The organism is Vibrio sp. G-C-1, from assembly GCF_021728015.1.
Lineage (GTDB): Bacteria > Pseudomonadota > Gammaproteobacteria > Enterobacterales > Vibrionaceae > Vibrio > Vibrio splendidus.
The window spans coordinates 494,468-511,098 of sequence record NZ_JAKKCR010000001.1 but is presented as its reverse complement, the minus strand read 5'-3'; the positions used below and the strand labels follow the sequence as shown (position 1 = coordinate 511,098).

15 protein-coding genes and 1 tRNA gene are annotated in these 16,631 nt (G+C 41.8%); 6 read left to right on the top strand and 10 right to left on the bottom strand.

Features of this window, described 5'->3' with window-relative positions; all coding sequences use genetic code 11:
* Positions 1-390: 390 nt before the first annotated feature.
* Complete coding sequence (locus tag L3V36_RS02340) at positions 391-1,203, bottom strand: LysR family transcriptional regulator (protein ID WP_208774227.1); 813 nt, start codon at positions 1,201-1,203, stop codon at positions 391-393.
* Positions 1,204-1,331: 128 nt separating this feature from the next.
* On the opposite strand from L3V36_RS02340, the gene L3V36_RS02335 reads away from it, so the two are divergent.
* Entirely contained in the window at positions 1,332-2,198 is an 867-nt protein-coding gene (locus L3V36_RS02335; protein ID WP_108091299.1) for an aldo/keto reductase, read from the top strand.
* A gap of 750 nt (positions 2,199-2,948) precedes the next feature.
* Here the strand turns inward: L3V36_RS02335 and L3V36_RS02325 are convergent.
* Both L3V36_RS02325 and L3V36_RS02320 read right to left on the bottom strand, forming a co-directional pair.
* Positions 2,949-3,365, bottom strand: a complete 417-nt coding sequence (locus tag L3V36_RS02325; protein ID WP_108091300.1) for an SRPBCC family protein — start codon at positions 3,363-3,365, stop codon at positions 2,949-2,951.
* 321 nt (positions 3,366-3,686) lie between these two features.
* Positions 3,687-4,493 carry a sulfite exporter TauE/SafE family protein gene (locus L3V36_RS02320; RefSeq protein ID WP_102481787.1) on the bottom strand — a complete coding sequence of 269 codons (807 nt, stop codon included), beginning with the start codon at positions 4,491-4,493 and terminating at the stop codon, positions 3,687-3,689.
* Positions 4,494-4,597: 104 nt separating this feature from the next.
* Between L3V36_RS02320 and L3V36_RS02315 the strand changes: the two genes are divergently transcribed.
* Positions 4,598-5,410, top strand: a complete 813-nt coding sequence (locus tag L3V36_RS02315) for a helix-turn-helix transcriptional regulator (protein WP_102481788.1) — start codon at positions 4,598-4,600, stop codon at positions 5,408-5,410.
* A gap of 230 nt (positions 5,411-5,640) precedes the next feature.
* Here L3V36_RS02315 and L3V36_RS02310 read toward each other — a convergent pair whose 3' ends face one another.
* The 3 genes from L3V36_RS02310 to L3V36_RS02300 form a co-directional block, all read right to left on the bottom strand.
* On the bottom strand, positions 5,641-6,882 hold the full coding sequence (locus L3V36_RS02310) for an integrase domain-containing protein (protein WP_102481789.1): 1,242 nt from the start codon (positions 6,880-6,882) through the stop codon (positions 5,641-5,643).
* A 173-nt stretch (positions 6,883-7,055) separates the two neighbouring features.
* Positions 7,056-7,132 (bottom strand) — tRNA-Val (locus tag L3V36_RS02305).
* A gap of 264 nt (positions 7,133-7,396) precedes the next feature.
* A complete protein-coding gene (locus L3V36_RS02300) occupies positions 7,397-8,065 on the bottom strand; it encodes a DUF2726 domain-containing protein (protein ID WP_208774225.1) in 669 nt (222 codons plus the stop codon).
* Between the two features lie 272 nt (positions 8,066-8,337).
* Here L3V36_RS02300 and L3V36_RS02295 point away from each other — a divergent pair, with 272 nt between their 5' ends.
* Positions 8,338-8,523: a hypothetical protein gene (locus L3V36_RS02295; protein WP_004734943.1), complete on the top strand. Its 186-nt coding sequence runs from the start codon at positions 8,338-8,340 to the stop codon at positions 8,521-8,523.
* A 153-nt stretch (positions 8,524-8,676) separates the two neighbouring features.
* Here L3V36_RS02295 and L3V36_RS02290 read toward each other — a convergent pair whose 3' ends face one another.
* Positions 8,677-10,641, bottom strand: coding sequence for a GGDEF domain-containing protein (locus L3V36_RS02290; RefSeq protein ID WP_208774223.1), 1,965 nt, complete (start codon positions 10,639-10,641; stop codon positions 8,677-8,679).
* Between the two features lie 259 nt (positions 10,642-10,900).
* Here L3V36_RS02290 and L3V36_RS02285 point away from each other — a divergent pair, with 259 nt between their 5' ends.
* On the top strand, positions 10,901-12,007 hold the full coding sequence (locus L3V36_RS02285; protein WP_208774221.1) for a M20/M25/M40 family metallo-hydrolase: 1,107 nt from the start codon (positions 10,901-10,903) through the stop codon (positions 12,005-12,007).
* 155 nt (positions 12,008-12,162) lie between these two features.
* Here the strand turns inward: L3V36_RS02285 and L3V36_RS02280 are convergent, their stop codons facing one another.
* The gene (locus L3V36_RS02280; protein WP_009846913.1) at positions 12,163-12,585 is read right to left on the bottom strand and encodes a DUF3859 domain-containing protein; all 423 of its coding nucleotides are present in this window, start codon (positions 12,583-12,585) and stop codon (positions 12,163-12,165) included.
* Positions 12,586-12,659: 74 nt separating this feature from the next.
* A complete protein-coding gene (locus tag L3V36_RS02275) occupies positions 12,660-13,028 on the bottom strand; it encodes an ATP-binding protein (protein ID WP_208774219.1) in 369 nt (122 codons plus the stop codon).
* Positions 13,029-13,301: 273 nt separating this feature from the next.
* Here L3V36_RS02275 and metA point away from each other — a divergent pair, with 273 nt between their 5' ends.
* On the top strand, positions 13,302-14,243 hold the full coding sequence (gene metA / locus L3V36_RS02270; RefSeq protein ID WP_004734938.1) for a homoserine O-succinyltransferase: 942 nt from the start codon (positions 13,302-13,304) through the stop codon (positions 14,241-14,243).
* 169 nt (positions 14,244-14,412) lie between these two features.
* The gene (gene pilW, locus L3V36_RS02265; RefSeq protein WP_208774217.1) at positions 14,413-15,180 is read left to right on the top strand and encodes a type IV pilus biogenesis/stability protein PilW; all 768 of its coding nucleotides are present in this window, start codon (positions 14,413-14,415) and stop codon (positions 15,178-15,180) included.
* A 108-nt stretch (positions 15,181-15,288) separates the two neighbouring features.
* Here pilW and rlmF read toward each other — a convergent pair whose 3' ends face one another.
* Complete coding sequence (gene rlmF, locus L3V36_RS02260; RefSeq protein WP_208774215.1) at positions 15,289-16,629, bottom strand: 23S rRNA (adenine(1618)-N(6))-methyltransferase RlmF; 1,341 nt, start codon at positions 16,627-16,629, stop codon at positions 15,289-15,291.
* Between the last annotated feature and the right edge of the window lie 2 nt (positions 16,630-16,631).

Sequence of the window (16,631 nt, the reverse complement as noted above, 5' to 3'; positions counted from 1 at the left end):
GAAATTCAATATATCTTGTATGGAGAGATAACTATTACGGGAACAATGTTATTGAGAATTGATAAATACATTTAGGGGGTGTAATTAAATAACGAATAGTAGTTAAGTTTGCATGGCACTCAACATGATTAGAACCTGTGTAACCATTTCTAACCACTTTGAGCGTATTACATTTTAAAAGTTCGATAAACTTCTATTGGAATATAGTTGTCGTTAAAGTGGATTAGTCAGGACGCAATCTGTCACTTTTCAATCAAGGTTTAATCAGATCTGACAGATTACTTTATCTCATTTATGCCCCAAAGCTTCTCAGAACTGATAGAAACCAGATTATCCTCACTTCATTAGTGCATAACAAAAACCACTTACAACTGCATATCTATGCAAGTCTTATCTCAGAGCTTCTCCTAACGTACTAATCAGAGTCTTTACTTCGGGTAAGTAACGATCTTCGTGATGTGTTACTAGCCATTGGTCATGCCCCAGTTCATCAATAATGTTTCCTATGCGATGAAGTTGACGTTGTGCGTCTCCAATAAAAGTCGGGAGAAGTGCAATACCTTTATTCTGAAGAGCTAGATCAAGGCTATTTCGTGGTTCACTAACTTCACAAATCGAGTTGTAACCTACAAAACGATCGAGCCAACGACCTGAAGGGGTATCTGATAATACCTTTATCCATATTTCAGGGGAATTTTTAGTTGAATAAGGAGCAAACTCAACTCGTTTCAGTTTACGGCAAACTAAGGATTCATCTGTAGGTCTGATATTCCGAATACCTATGACGACCTCTCTATGGGATATATTCAATATTTTTTCTGTAGAGATAAAGCGTATAAGAGTTTTATCTAGAGTAGCTGAAAACTGGTTTATATTTTGTATCAAAAATAACGTAGTCCATGTGCCCGCAGAGATTTTCACTAAAGGTCTATTGTCTTGTGAACACACTCCTGTAATTGTTGTTATTTGTGACTCCAACGCTGTTAGTTCTTTTAGCAACTTTTCTCCAGCAGCAAGCAACTCATATCCCCGATCATGGCGAAAAAATAACTCTTTCCCCAGAGTTTGTTCGAGTGCGTGCATTCTGCGACCAAGTGTAGCGGGGCTGCGTTGACTTGATTTTGCGGCTGCGGATAGACCTCCTTCCTTAGCAACGTAAATAAATAGTTGTAGATCACTCCAGTTTAAATCCATTTCACTCATGAAAAGACCTTTGCATATCGTTTTATTGCTGAAAGTCTATTGTCCTGTAATGTTTAGAACATAGAAAGGGCATACTGATCTTTTTGCCTTAAAAAACACATGTAACTAACTGCTAAGAGGTGCGAATAATGAATGTAGGACTTGGAACTGCAGGCTTTGGGACATCAATATCTGAATCACAAGCTCATGAAATCATGGATACCTTTATTGAAAACGGTGGAACCATAATCGACACTGCTAACAATTATGCATTTTGGGCAGGAAGAGGCGGAGAAAGTGAAAGAGTTATTGGTAACTGGCTTAGAACTAAAGAAAGGAAACAAATCGAAATTCATACAAAAATTGGCGCACAACCCCTTGATGGTAGGAACTTTGATAGAGCAGAAGGCTTGAGCAAAGTAGCTATAGACAGAGCAGTGCAAGCATGTCTTGACCGTTTATCGACAGATTACATTGATGTTCTGTATGCCCACATTGATGATATATCGACACCTTTATTGGAAACATGGTCTGCACTTAGTTCCTTGATTAACGATGGTGTAGTTAAGCGACTTGGAATTTCTAATTTTTCCTTACCCCGAATCAAAGAACTGCAGGACGTCATTAGTGCTCATGATTTAACGCCTATTAGCTATGCACAGTATCGTCACACAGTAATTGAACCGCTAAAAGGAGTCGACTTGGGAGTACAAATTTGTCTTGATACCGAGATCATCAGTGCACTAAGAGAAAGGAACCCAAACATCAACCTGGTCGCTTACTCACCACTACTAGATGGATCCTTCGAGTTTGATGGAGCTTTACCTAATAACTACGACAGCGAAGCTAACAAACACATTGTGAAGAAAACTAGAGAAGAAGCTCGCTGTTATGGGGTAAGCCCATCAGCATTGGTACTAAAAAAGATTTCAGATGAAGGAATAATGCCTTTGACAATGACGGGTAAGGCCGAGCGGCTATTAGGTAATATGCAACTTTTCCAAGACGAAAATTAGTTTAGAACTCGGAGAGCAGATTACTCATAACAGCTGCTATTACAGATAACATGTAATAGTGATGCTACATCCTGCTAAAGATCATTTTGTTACGAATCTAACAAGAGCGTTCTATGGTGGAAACTTTTGTCTAATCCCTGTCATCCCAACCACCACTGAGAACGGTGGTCTATGACTTTTTGCGATACAAAAAGTTATCTGAAAGCGGGACTGTAGAGCTTTTACGTTAAGTTGGTTTTGTCCAAAAGTTTCTTAGGTTGAATAATAATCGATCCCACATGTGTGGAAGTTTAATCGGCAAATTGTTATATCATTAGATTCGCTTAACTATTTTTAAGGCCTAGTAGCAGAGAAGTAAATATTGCTCTCTGGTCTTGTAGGCTCTCGAAGTATAGCTGGTCTAACTCTTCTACCTGAGCGATGGCTTTTTTTGTTAGAGATTCTCCATCTTTCGAGAGTTTGAGCGAAAAACTACGTGTATCTCTAACGCCTTTATCTTTAATTATGATCTCATTAGCGACTAGAGTCTTCATCGACTTGGATAATGTCATCTTATCCAAGCCAGTGATATTGACTATTTCTGCTTGTGTTGTTTCGTTTTTATTCTTGTTACACCATAGTATGGAGGCGAGTATAACGAACTGAGTATGATTAATATTTAGAGGCTTAAGGTGCTTCATTACCTCTGAATGCCATTTATTGTAAACAACCCAGAGTTGTAGACCTACGCTGTTCGAAGGGAGCTCATGCTTAAACATTGTTTTCAGCCCTTTTTTTTAGTCCTTCAAGAGTAGACGGAAGGCCTTTATAGATTTTCTTCCCAACGACTTTCCCAAATAAAAAGCTAGTTAAACCTGAAAACTTAACTCTATGAATTACTTGAGTTACTTTTCCCTTGACCTGCAAATGATGCTCAAACGATAGAATGCAGAATGGTAGTTTACTTGTTACTGTAAAGTGCTTATTTGGTGTGGCATCTGTAATTACAATCCGTGATTTTGGTCCATTACTTGGCTTTAGAATACCTTTAGTTCCTATCTTGAACTCTCCCATGAGATGAGAATAGTCAACTTCTTTATCCCATTTGCTCCAATTTTCCACATCGGTATATAACGAATATATGTCTTGAGGTGAGGCTTCAATGCAAATACGTTCTTCAAAAATCATTCTGTTCCATCTCGATTGGAAGTTAGTAAACTAGTTTACTATATTTTGTTATGGGTATGTTTGCAAGAGCAATATGAGTGTATTAAATAGGAGATAGCAATGCGCTTAATAACTATTATCTATAAGCATTTAAAATGGAATAAAGTTAACAATTTGCCATACCAGTAGTTATTCATCATTTGCTAATTTAGAAAAGCCAATGACACGGAAATGTCCCAAAATGCGTTACGCCTCTAAACACAATACGGATAATCAGTTATGAGCAAAGGCAAGGTTGCCCCACACATTACAATACAAGACCTGCTGATGACTATATTTTCCCTAATTCAGTGCTTGTATCAACATTCTGAAACTTAGAACAAGACACAAAATGCCAACGATCTTCTTGAGTATTTTACTTGGAAAATAGTCAGCGCAACGAACACCAAGGCTAGTAGTTAAGTAACTGCTAATGGAAAAGCTAATCATTGCAGGAAGATATATGTATCCTAAAATTAAGTTGCTCCAATCTGTATTCTCCCAACCATTTAACATATATCCGAGGCTTCCGGACAACGCGATAGGGAAACCTATCGCAGCAGATGTGCCAATAGCACGTTTAACCTCAAAATTTTGTTGGACAAGATAAGGGATGATTAAGCCTGCGCCGCTTATAGAGACAAGTGCAGAAACAGAACCAATTACTGAACCAATAGTGATATTACCAATAGCTCCATGTGGATATTGATTGTACTCATGCTCTGTTTTTAGAAACATCTTATAAGCAACATACAACATAAATACGCTGAAAAATCCTGCCAGATAAACACCCTGTAGATACGATGCTACGAATGTAGCGCAAAATGTCCCGACTATAACCCCGCACAACATTTTTATGACCATGATCGAGTCAACATTCTTTTTTTTGTAGTGAGCTCGCATGCTACCTAATGTTGTAATAATCATCGAAGCCATCGACGTCCCTAATGCTAAGTGAACCACTTCTTGATCAGCTATTCCTTGTATTGAAAACAGAAACGCAAAAATAGGAACTGCCATTCCTCCCCCTCCTACTCCAACGAGTCCTGCGAGAAAGCCAATCCCTAAGCCCGCTGTAATGTAATAAAAGATAAAAATAGGTTCGTTCATAATAGATCTGCCTTCGATAAAACATTCGTTATGAAAATGTTACCAGAACGCTAATTTTCCATGGTAACGTTAAAAGGACAAAAAATAATGAATAGTGGCCAATATTGAACTACGTAGAGAAAACGACAAACTGTGATTACAGTGAATGGAAAAATGGTGCTGTTCTCGTCGCCAAGGAATGGCAGCATGAACGGAGTGACTTTAATCATTTGGATCAACGGCCGCATACTTGGCACAGACACCATCGAGGCCAGTTACTGTGTATAGATGAAGGGCTAATACAGGTTAAAACTGATGAAGGAACTTGGATACTTCCGCCTCACCGCGCGGGTTGGATACCTCCAGGTGCGATGCACAGTGTTTATTTTTGTGGTTCCCTGAAAGGTCGGTCATTATTGTTTGCTCCAGAGATCTGTGAGCAGTTTCCAATGAGACCTTGCGTGATTGAAATGAGCGATATATTGAAAGTTTTATCGATTAGGGCATCCACCTGGAACAAAACAGAGGAGCTACCTGTACAGTGTTTACATATCCTTTCTGTTATTTCTGATGAAATCGGTAACAGCCCTCATGAATCACTTTATATCCCATTGCCCAAAGACCCAAGACTACAAAAGGTAACTCAAGCGATTTTAACTAATCCAAACAGCAAAAACTCAGTTGAACATTGGGCAAGTATGGGGGCCATCTCATCTCGAACATTAAGAAGGTTGATTCGAAGTGAATTGAACATGAGTTTTAGTGAATGGCGGCAACAGATACTGCTGATACATTCATTAGAAATGATGGCACGCGGAGAATCAGTTGGAGACGTAGCATTTACTTTAGGTTATTCAACGCCCAGTAACTTTATCGCTATGTTCCGTCGGGTCTATGGTGAGTCACCCATGCGTTACTTTTCAAATCGTGGCATATAGTTGCCAATAGCCTATCTTGGTTAGCTCTATCGTTTTTGCATACATTTACTAATCCGATACAGGCAAGTTAGACCTTGGGCTTTAGCTCGTTTATGTCCAGTTTTGAGTCACGATGCCAACGGAACGTGTGTACGATTTTATCGTGACTTGTCAGCAAAGCTGTCGGAACGAGTATGACCTAGTGCAGTTGAAGTATGTAAGTTATACGTTGCTTTTGCACTCCCATACAACTAACCCACAGCCTTAAGACTCTTTTTACCACTCATCGACAAGCTTCCCTTTGCAGCTTCTTCAATGTGATCACTCCACCACGCCATGAGAACTTTACGACGTTCAAGGTAATCTGTGCGATTGTATGCGCTTCTTACCTTATCTCTATCCACATGAGAAAGTGCAGCTTCGATAATGTCTGGGTCAAAGTTCTGTTCATTTAGGGTCGTACTGGCCAATGCGCGCAAACCGTGAGACGTTTGCCTGCCCTTCATGCCCATTCGTACCAATGCTTTATTTGCTGTCTCTTTGTTGATGTGATTGTTGTTACTTTTGTCTGCTGGGAAAAGAAATTCACTATCCCCCGTGATGAAATCAATCGTCTCTAATAGGTCTAAAGTTTGTTTTGTTAAAGGAATGGTGTGCATTCTTCCTTTTTTCATTCGTTCAGCAGGAATGACCCAAAGCCTCTTTTCTCTGTCAATTTCATCCCAACGTGCTCCAGCCGTTTCAGAGGGCCTTGTCATGGTGTGAAGTTGCCATTCTAGCAAGCAGCGAGTGATGGGTTTAATGGATGCGTAGTTGATTGTCTTGAGGAGCTCTGGAAGTTCATCGGGTGCTAACGACGCTTGGTTGGTTACCTTGGCAGTTTCAAAAGCTTTACCAATACCTGCGAGCTTGTTGTGCTCAATCACACCTGTGTTTACTGCAAAGGTCATTATCTCATTGAGGTTGCGACACAAGCGCCCTACTGTTTCTAATTTACCTTGGTTCGCAATAGGTTTAATTGTTTTGATCGCTTGTGGTGCCGTAATGTCACCAAGGGGAAACTTACCAAGATCGGGCAAGAGGTATTTCTCAATCCGTTGCTTTAGCTTCTTAGCCGTTTGCTCTTTGACGCTTGTTTTCTTCACTTCAATCCAGTCATCAAATACCGACTGTAACGTATTCGCCAATTCTAACTGTTTTTCTCTAAGAGTAGTGTCACGGTGCTCTTTAGGGTCGATACCATCAGCAAGTAGTTCTCTAGCTTCAATAGCTTTGGTTCGAGCTTTAGCAAGCGATACAGATGGGTATTTACCAATACTGAGGTTTGCTCGTTTACGAGTAATTGGACGGTAATAGTTAAAGAGCCACAATTTGGAACCATTGGGCTTTATTCTCAATGCAAGACCATCACCATCGAGCAGGCTATATTCCTTTTCTTTTGGTTTTGCTTGTAAGATCTGAGTCGCTGTTAATGGGGTTGTTTTCCTAGCCATAGTAACATCACCAATCCGTATTTCTTGTAGTGTTACTAACAGTGTTACTTTAAACGGTGGATTTTACAACACATCATGGGATCTCTTGGGACCAAGAAATGGCTAAGAGTCTGATAAGACAAGGAATTACAGGCACAAAAAAGCCCACACTAGGTGGGCTCTTTCGTATAATGTGGTGCCCGCTACTGGACTCGAACCAGTGACACCTTGCATGTCATGCAAGTACTCTAACCAACTGAGCTAAGCGGGCAATGCTTTGAAACTTAACTAACCGCTTTACTAAGTGGCTAACGCTTCAGAACGAGATGGATAATAACGAGTGAATGGGTAGCGCGCAAGGATAAATTTGCACAAAACGGTTCGTTTGCTTTTAAAAACAACAATCAGAATGAATTTTAAACACAAAGCAGATCAATGGCTTGAAGTAGATCACATTTCGCCTCTAGTTCAATAGCTATATACATCTGCCTGTTTCGTGTCTTACCCCTCTGATAAAGCATTTTAACTCAAGATATTAGTTAGAATCTTCATCCACATCGAATACAACGTTGTAGTTCTCTGTATACGTACAGTTTGGCTGACGGCTACAAGTGAAAAAGCGTCGGCCTTTGTAATCACCTTGGCTGGCCAGTTTGATGATCATTGGGCTGCCACACTTCTTACAGAATCGAACTTCTTTTGATGGCTCGATTAAATCGATGTGTGCTGCCAGTAACCTCTTCAAACGGCTCACTTGGTAGCTGTGTTTAATAGATGCACCAATCAGTGGCAAGCCTGCCGATTTACACACGTGGATCAGTAGCTTTTCTCGATCGGCCTTTCCCTTATTGAGCTCTTTGCCGTTATCAAGTTCGATGATCACGCGGGGCTCTAACGTTCGCGGGTCGCAGACGACAAAATCAAAGTAGCTACGTGAGATTTTGTTGTTGGCGATAAACCAATTCTTCTTGTTGTTCGCCTTAGCAGGAACAAGAACGTTCGACATGCTGACCTTGGCTAACACTTCGCCATGGTTACCCACTGCAGATTTAAGTGCGTTATAAAATGTCGCCTGTTGCGCCGACATCAACGACCCTTTTTTCTGGTAAGCATGATCTTTGGTGTCATCATGCTTCACTAGATACTTTTGGATAAAGTAAAAGAACACAACCAGAACAATTACAACGATAAAGATATTAGTCATTTTCCAACACAATCACGTCTGTATAGGGATTAAGAGAGTGGCTAGCGTATGTAGAAAAGCCTCACGTGGCAAGCAAAAGAGCGAGAGTTGCCAACCAGAATCACGACCTTTGAATGCTGTAATCACCAAGAGGTCACTCATACGCTAGACACACCTCTCCTATTTGCTAATCAAATCATCAATTACACTCTAGATTGATTCAGATCAATTTACCTAAATTTGTGATCAACTAGTCTGAAAAACGTTAGGCAAATGTTAATAAGGAAATTGATATGGAACTCAAACAAGATCCAAGATGTTATACGGACGTATGTGTAGACGGTAAATGGTTCCACTATGACCACTGCGGAACTCGAGCTTATATGTTAAAAGGCGGAGCTTCCGCGGTGATTGAACTTGCGAGAGAACCGGCTACAGAGGGCGAACTGGTTGAAATGCTGCAAGGTGCCGCTAAATAACTCATTAAGAAAATGTTGATATAGATAAGCTCGACATATCGCTAAGTAAACCCTACTTCTCACTCAAATTTTGATATTAGCGATCTCAGAGTGTTCCAGAAGCCATTCTTATCTCACGAAGATCAGAATGGCTTTTTGTTTGCTGATTAGCGATTAACTTTCAGCGATAATGACTTGATTCCTACCCGACTCTTTCGCTTGATATAATGCATCATCCGCGGCTTTGAGGTACTTCTTGTAAGTATCTTGATTGAGTTGCTCATAAGCAATACCAATCGACGCCCCTATCGAGGTGGTGAGGTCTAGAGAGCCGGAGTGCGTATCAATGGGTGTTTCGGAAATAGCTAAACGGATAACGTTCAACTGTTGCTCAGGATCAATGGAACCAGACAGCAGCATAACAAACTCTTCACCACCCCAGCGAGCCACTACATCATTTGGGAATAAGTGCTGCTTTACTCGCCTTGCGACTTCCACTAAAACCTCATCACCAATATCATGGCCAAAGGTGTCATTAACGCGCTTAAAGTGGTCAAGATCTAGAATGACGAGACTGATCCCAAACCGTGAAGTATTAAATGGCATTGGCTGAGTTAACAACTGCTCTAGATAGCGTCGGTTGTATAAACCCGTTAGCGCACACGTTGTAGATTGAGTCACCAGCGCTTTATTTTTACTTTGAATGCTGCGAAGCCTAATCGCCAATAATACAGCACTAATGCTGACCATTATGATCAATGCCACCACGATTCTGTTTCTCAGTTGTTCCTTTTGAAGCAGTAACTCGTTGAGGTCTTTTTCTGTATTGAGTAATTCATTTTCGTTAGCAAGTGTCTGTTTTGCGTAGTCTTGTTCTAGCAAGAAAATGTCACTCTGCCTTTTATCAAACAATAACGCTTTGTTGCCATGATAATATTGTTTGTAGTAACTCAGTGCAGTATCAAGGTCACCTTGAGATTCGTAATATTCAGCCAGTGTTTTTAAGCCTAGTACCTTCCAACTTCTGCTCCCAACCACGTCAAAGATTGCAAGTGCTCGTTCAAGATCATTCAATATGGCGTCATCTTGATCCAGTCCAATGTTAGCTAACGCACGGTTTAGGTAACACTGCCCGTTTTGAAGCGTGTACTTCTTAATATTCGGCGCTTTAAGACATTGATTAGCCACTTGTAATGCTTTGCTGAAATTGCCCTCTGATAGCAGTACATCACTGTAGGTTCTCAGTAATAAGATTTTGTATCGAGCACTGACTCTTTTGCTATCGAGTGCTTTTGCCTTCTCATAAGCAATTCGGCCATTAGTCACGTCACCACTGCTCAAATGCAGAAATGATTCGTTGATGTAAAGAATGCCGATAGCGTCATCTTCAAGTAAGCCACTTTTAAAGTAGAGCTTTTTTGCTTTCTCGATAATACGCAGGGCTTTAGGCCAATCCTCTAAATAGATATAGAGCAACGCCATGTTCGACATCAGCTTGCTGTTATAAATGTGCGTTGGATACTGCTTGCCAAGTTGCAGCCCTTTATAGAAAAAGTACTGAGCGTCTTGCAAGTCGTTCCGCACGTTATTGATCGCCCCCGCGGTGTTATACGCTTTAACCAATAACTTATCGTAACGAATAGATTCAGCAATGCCTATCGCGGACCGAATTTCAATTTCCGCAATTGCAAGTTCCCCTTCCTTGAGATATTCAATCGCAGATTCGACCAATGATTCTGACTTCAACCACAACATACCTTCATGCTCAGACAACGCTTTTATTTGTTCTACGTAGGCCATCACGGCATCGGCATCTCGTTGATGTTGAGCGACATTCGACAAAATCATAAGTCGATAAGCTTGGTATATTGCTTTGTCATTAACGCCAGTGGGCGGCCGTAGTAGAACAAGCTGATGTTTTGCAACTGAGGGGTCACTGCGAGATAAACCGAGAATATGAATTAACTTCTTTCCATATTCAGTTTGAGAGAGTTCTTTTTCTGGGGTGTAGACAGAAGTGTTGTCGGCTTGAGGAGGGCTCAAGTCCACATCATTGAGCGGATACAGCAAATAAAGCCCGAGTACGGCACTCATTGTTACAACGAGTAGAAACGAACCTAAAACGTTGTTTTTATTCATGTATTAAGACCGTTACAAATTGAATGACCATATCACTGCTGTTTATCTATATTAGAAACTTATTATACCCGAGCCCTACACAGATTAAAATGTTGTCATCTCGACGAAGTGAGCAAGGTTATTCTCACTAATTAGAATAATCAGGCAACTTTCTTGATTTAACTCAGATAATCATCTACCTCATTGGCGTTATAGTAATTTTCCTGTTCCTACCTCCGCGGCTTCTTTAGAACAAGCGGAAGCATAATGAGAATTAACAATGACCCAAATTAATGAACAACGTCTTGTAGAACATTTCTGCAATCTAGTGAAAATTGATAGTGAATCTCGTAATGAAAAAGCGATTGCTGAAGCTTTGGCTGAACAACTTGGTGAACTAGGCTTTGAAGTTCACAAACTGGCTGTCCCTACAGAAGTGTCTAACGGTTTCAACATCTACGCTCGTCTAGATGGCACTCTTCCAGGCAGCACAGTATTCAGTTGCCACATGGACACAGTAACGCCAGGTATCGGCATTGAGCCAATCATTGAAGACGGTATCATCCGTTCAAAAGGCAACACAATTCTCGGTGGCGACGACAAGTCTGGTATCGCAGCTATCATGGAAGCGGTTCGTTGCATCAAAGCTGAAGGCCAAGCGCACAAAACTATCGAGATTGCGTTCACTGTCTTCGAAGAAGGCGGCTTGTTCGGCTCTTTGAACTTCGATATGTCTTACATTCAATCTGAGCACGCTATCGTACTGGATACAGGCGGCCCAATTGGCACCATCGTAAACGCAGCTCCGGGTCAGCAGAAAATTGTTGCTAAGATCAAAGGCCGCCCTGCTCACGCTGGTTTAGCGCCAGAAGAAGGCATCAGCGCAATTCAAGTTGCTGCAGACGCTATCACTAAGATGGACCTACTTCGTATCGATGAAGAAACAACGGCAAACGTCGGTATTGTTGAAGGCGGTCAAGCGACCAACATCGTAATGCCAGAGCTTAAAGTCGTGGCTGAAGCACGTTCTCTAAACGGCGAAAAGCTAACGGCTCAAGTTGAGCACATGATTTCTACATTCCAAGAGAGTGCAAAACAGTTCGGCGCTGAAGTAGAAATCGAATCGACTCGTGCTTACGATGCATTCGTTATTGCAGATGATCACCCGCACATTCTTTCTATCAAATCAGCGTTTGAGAAGCTTGGCGTAACCGCAAACACTAAACGCACTGGCGGCGGTAGCGATGCGAACAACTTCAACGCGAAAGGTCTAACAACGGTTAACCTTTCTACTGGTATGGCGAAAGTTCACACCACAGAAGAGTACATTGCAGTGAAAGATATGGTCGCTATCACTGAGTTTGTTGTGGCTTACGTGACTCAATAGTCTTACTGGTTAACTAGCCAGTCTTATTTGTTAACTAGACAACCTTACTCGTTAATGAGATAGAAAATGCCATCTAGTTAATGTCAAAAAGCCGAGTTCACGTATGATCCGTGACTCGGCTTTTTTGTAGTCTGAGTTTAGCTAGAAGATTAAGCTTAAAACCCCCTACGCTTCCAGAATTGGCCTTCGTCTTTTGCAACAAGGTCGAATGTCTTATCGGCAATGATGTTGCCTTTTAACTCCACGGTCATGCGCCACTTGCCTAACTTGTTCGAGACTGGCGCCCAGATGGTGTCACCTAAGTAGAAATCCCAGTCGTTGTTACCGACATGCTCTTCACCATCGAACGGTTCGAGCACTTCGCCCTTGTCTGTAGTGATATCCGGGTGATAGATGCAGTAGCGGATCTTTTCACCTTTGGCTTTCTTGATATTCAAGATATAGCCAAATTCCACATCGATTTCAGCATCAACGGTAGTGGTGAACTCTTGGATTTTTGGTAGATCTTTAGATTTGGAATCCCACGTGGAATAGATACCATAAGAAGTCATGTCGACCACAACAGAGCGCTTTGCCATTTCAATCGTTACCTTGAAGTTGTTCTATTAATTTAATTCTATTTGCCATTCAGCCAAGCTGGATAAGCACGAGACTATTCTTGCCAATCTTTCGCCATGCGCTTAATCACAGACGGTTCGATGTCGTGAATGCTACCAAATTGCTCTCGGCACACTTCGATAATCAATTCTGCTTTGTATTTTCTTGCAAGTTGGCGGTAAGCCTTCATTTCCCAGTGCTTAATAAAGGTATTCGAAACAACAACATCTAACCCTTGCTTCAAGCCATTCTCTGCAGTGTTCTGACACCACTCATGAGCTTGCTGTAACTGCCTAGGATCAAAATGGTAGTTACCTTGCTCATTCACGTAATACATATCCGCTTCGACATGCAATGCATCGTAGGTTTTTGCTTTTGTTGACTTGCCAGAACCTGGCAACCCTCGAATAAGTATTAACTTCATCTGTCACTTTACAGGCTAATTCGAAAACATGAGTTTATCGTAAATGCTAACCGCTTGCTCTGATAACTGCTTGGTTCTACATAACAGAACCAAGCACTTATGCCTTACTCAGGTAGTCGTTAAACATTATAAGACTCCCTTGACGTCGGAAGGTGGCTTCTGATAGAAAACACAAATAATTTACATCTATCCATTTTGGATATCGACAAGCGTATCAAACTACTATAGATTTAGATGTATAGACGTCTACATATCTAGCTTAGGGAGAAAGCTTTGCCTATTCGCATTCCAGACCAATTGCCAGCATCTGATGTTCTTCGTGAAGAAAACATCTTCGTGATGCCGTTATCAAGAGCATCGACACAGGAAATTCGTCCACTTCGAGTCTTGATCCTCAACCTGATGCCGAAGAAGATTGAAACTGAAACTCAATTCTTACGCCTACTATCGAACAGTCCATTGCAAGTGGATGTAGAGCTGCTGCGCATTGATGACCGACCAAGCAAAAACACACCGACTGAACACCTTGATAACTTCTACCGCCAATTTGAAATGGTCAAAGGGAGAAACTTTGATGGATTGATCATTACTGGTGCACCGCTTGGCTTGGTTCAATTTGAAGATGTTATCTACTGGGATCACCTTAAAACCATCATGGAGTGGGCAAACAAGCACGTGACCTCAACCTTGTATGTGTGCTGGGCGGCTCAGGCTGGTTTGAAACTACTGTATGATTTGCCAAAGCGCACTCGTAAAGAGAAGCTTTCTGGTGTTTATAATCACGAGATTCATCACCCTTATCACCCACTTCTGCGCGGCTTTGACGATACCTTCTTAGCACCGCACTCTCGCTATGCAGATTTCTCTCAGGAATACTTAGCCGAGCATACCGACCTTGATGTTCTTGCGACTTCTGATGTGGCTGGCGTATATCTGGCGGCAACCAAAGATAAACGAAACGTGTTTGTAACGGGTCATCCTGAATATGATGCGCATACATTACACGGTGAGTACGTTCGTGATTTAGGCGAAGGCATGGAACCCGTGATTCCAATCAACTACTACCCGAACAACAATCCAGATAATAAGCCTGTCGCAAGCTGGCGTAGTCATGGGCACTTGTTATTCTCAAACTGGTTGAACTACTGCGTTTACCAACAAACACCTTACGATTTGGATCACTTCAGCGAAGACAACTTTACCAAAGACGATTAAGTTGTTTCTTCCGATTCACAAACACATAAAGCCGTGTTCAGTAGGTTGTTGATAAAACGCCAAATTGGACGCGGTTTTTTTATGGTGTTTGAGTCGCATTCCATAATAGATTTACCACTTCAATGGGTTTGATTTCATATGATGGGTTGGTGTTCATAAGGAGCTTCACATGCCCGCTAAGCCGTTATTATCTAAACCTATTTCATTATCCCACCCCCTTTCGTTATCGAGTCTGATACTACTCGCCTCTCTTGCGTTGGTTGGCTGCGTTTCTGTGACTGAAGGACCGCCAAAGATTGAAAGCGACCCTATTGCGATGTCTGAATCTCGTATTGAATTAGGTTTGGGTTATATGGGGCAAGGGAATATGGTGAGAGCACGTGAGAACCTAGAACTCGCCATCAAACACGCACCTAGCTACTATCGAGCTCGCCTTTCCATTGCGCACTATTACGAACAAGTTGGGGAAGTTGACGAAGCAAGAGACGCCTATAAGAAAGCGCTGAGGTTAGACGCAAGAAACGGCAACGTATTGAACAACTACGGTACATTCTTGTGTAAACAGGGCGAATACGAGCAAGCCGATAAATACTTTAACCGTGCCATCGACCAACCCTATTATTATCTCGTCTCTGCCAGTTATGAAAATGCGGCATTCTGCGCGTTTAAAGCCGGAGAGGTCGAGCAAGCAAAATACTACTTCTCTCGTGCGATTGACCACGACCCAAATCGAGCTAGATCCGTACTACAGCTTTCTAAAATTGAAGTCAGTGAGGCCGAATACAATGACGCTAGGCTCCGCTTATTCAAATTCCACCAACGTTATGGCTATCAAATTCCATCACTTCAAATCTTGGTCGAACTCGAAAAGAAGGCGGGTAACCGTGCACTTCAACAGAAATACCAAAGTAAATTAGACGAACTGCTCTCCGTTTAAGGCTGCCTAAGCTTAGAGTCGTTGCGATAGATATAAAAAACGGGCTTGTTGCGTTAACAACAAGCCCGTTCGTAATTTCAGCTTAATATCTTAACTAAGTACAGTCTGTTATTTAAGCTCAATCCACTCTTGTCTTTGTTCGTCGTCCATAAAGGTCCATGCGATAAAACGACTCACCTTCTGGCCTTGCGACATCTCAACCACTTTTACTTGTTTAGCTCTCAGCTTGCCAAGCTCTGAACGAACCATATCAACGTTGTCTTTCTTAGAGATCAATGTCGTAAACCACAATACTTGAGTAGCAAAAAGCTGGCTCTCTCTCGCCATTTTCATGATGAAAGCGGCTTCACCACCCGGACACCAAAGTTCAGACTTTTGTCCACCAAAGTTTAAGGTTGGTTTATTTTGCGTGGTTAATTTGTCTAACTTAGCTGGCTGCTTATTCGTTTCTGGCTTGAATGACTTACCCGCTTTCTTAGCACGGTTTGCCGCTAGGTTATCCAGTTTACGTTGTGATCCCTTTTCCGCCTCTTCTAGAGAGCTATGGAATGGAGGGTTACAAATTGTGACATCGTAACGTTCATTATCCTTAATCACGCCCTTAAAGATAGATTCTGAGTCGGCTTGCAGGCGAGCTCGAATCTTACCTTTTAGATTAGGGTTACTTTCCGCAATGAAGTTCGCTGTTTTGATGGAGACTGAATCGACATCAGTACCTGTCCAGCGCCACTTATACTCTGTCGCACCAATGATTGGGTAAATACAGTTTGCACCAACACCTATATCTAATGCTTTCACAGAAGCATGGTTATAGGGTTCACCTTGGCCATCGCTATTAAGGATGTCTGCCACTCTGTGAATATAATCTGCACGGCCAGGAATTGGCGGGCACAAGTAACCAGCAGGAATATCCCAATGCTTAACGCCATAGTGATGCGCCAGTAAAGCCTTGTTAAGTAGCTTAACGGCTAATGGATCTGAGAAATTAATGGTGTCTTCGCCCACCGGGTTCTTGATCAGATGTTCTTTTAGCTCAGGCAAGGCTGCAACCAATAACTCGAAGTCATAGCGACCTGTATGTTGATTTCTTGGGTGTAATCCACCTTGAGGCTTTTCAGTCGAGCGTCTTTTCTGGGCTGCGTTTTTGTTAAAAGCAGTTTTATTGAAAGAACCCTTATTCGATGACCCTTTATTCGCACCCGGTTTACCTTTGCTATCTTTTGCAAAAGGTCGCTTTGCTTTGTTGTTGTCAGCACCTTTGGGAGCACTGTTTTTGCGGTCCGATGTGTTCTTTGTAGAAATACGCTTGTCGCTGCTTGGCTTGCCTGCATTTGGCTTAATATCACCGTGCTTACGGTTACCTTGATCAGCTTGGTTGTCTTTTGTTTTTGTTGATGAGGTACTGTTTTTCGACAGGCTTAGCGTAGTTCTATTTTGTGATTGGCTCATTG

Excerpts from the sequence above, each read along its gene's own strand:
- L3V36_RS02325 (WP_108091300.1), bottom strand. The coding sequence starts at position 3,365 with ATGATTTTTGAAGAACGTATTTGCATTGAAGCCTCACCTCAAGACATA.
- L3V36_RS02285 (WP_208774221.1), top strand. The coding sequence starts at position 10,901 with ATGACCCAAATTAATGAACAACGTCTTGTAGAACATTTCTGCAATCTA.
- L3V36_RS02320 (WP_102481787.1), bottom strand. The coding sequence starts at position 4,493 with ATGAACGAACCTATTTTTATCTTTTATTACATTACAGCGGGCTTAGGG.
- rlmF (WP_208774215.1), bottom strand. The coding sequence starts at position 16,629 with ATGAGCCAATCACAAAATAGAACTACGCTAAGCCTGTCGAAAAACAGT.
- L3V36_RS02340 (WP_208774227.1), bottom strand. The coding sequence starts at position 1,203 with ATGAGTGAAATGGATTTAAACTGGAGTGATCTACAACTATTTATTTAC.
- L3V36_RS02275 (WP_208774219.1), bottom strand. The coding sequence starts at position 13,028 with ATGAAGTTAATACTTATTCGAGGGTTGCCAGGTTCTGGCAAGTCAACA.
- L3V36_RS02295 (WP_004734943.1), top strand. The coding sequence starts at position 8,338 with ATGGAACTCAAACAAGATCCAAGATGTTATACGGACGTATGTGTAGAC.
- L3V36_RS02280 (WP_009846913.1), bottom strand. The coding sequence starts at position 12,585 with ATGGCAAAGCGCTCTGTTGTGGTCGACATGACTTCTTATGGTATCTAT.
- L3V36_RS02300 (WP_208774225.1), bottom strand. The coding sequence starts at position 8,065 with ATGACTAATATCTTTATCGTTGTAATTGTTCTGGTTGTGTTCTTTTAC.
- pilW (WP_208774217.1), top strand. The coding sequence starts at position 14,413 with ATGCCCGCTAAGCCGTTATTATCTAAACCTATTTCATTATCCCACCCC.
- L3V36_RS02335 (WP_108091299.1), top strand. The coding sequence starts at position 1,332 with ATGAATGTAGGACTTGGAACTGCAGGCTTTGGGACATCAATATCTGAA.
- L3V36_RS02310 (WP_102481789.1), bottom strand. The coding sequence starts at position 6,882 with ATGGCTAGGAAAACAACCCCATTAACAGCGACTCAGATCTTACAAGCA.
- L3V36_RS02290 (WP_208774223.1), bottom strand. The coding sequence starts at position 10,641 with ATGAATAAAAACAACGTTTTAGGTTCGTTTCTACTCGTTGTAACAATG.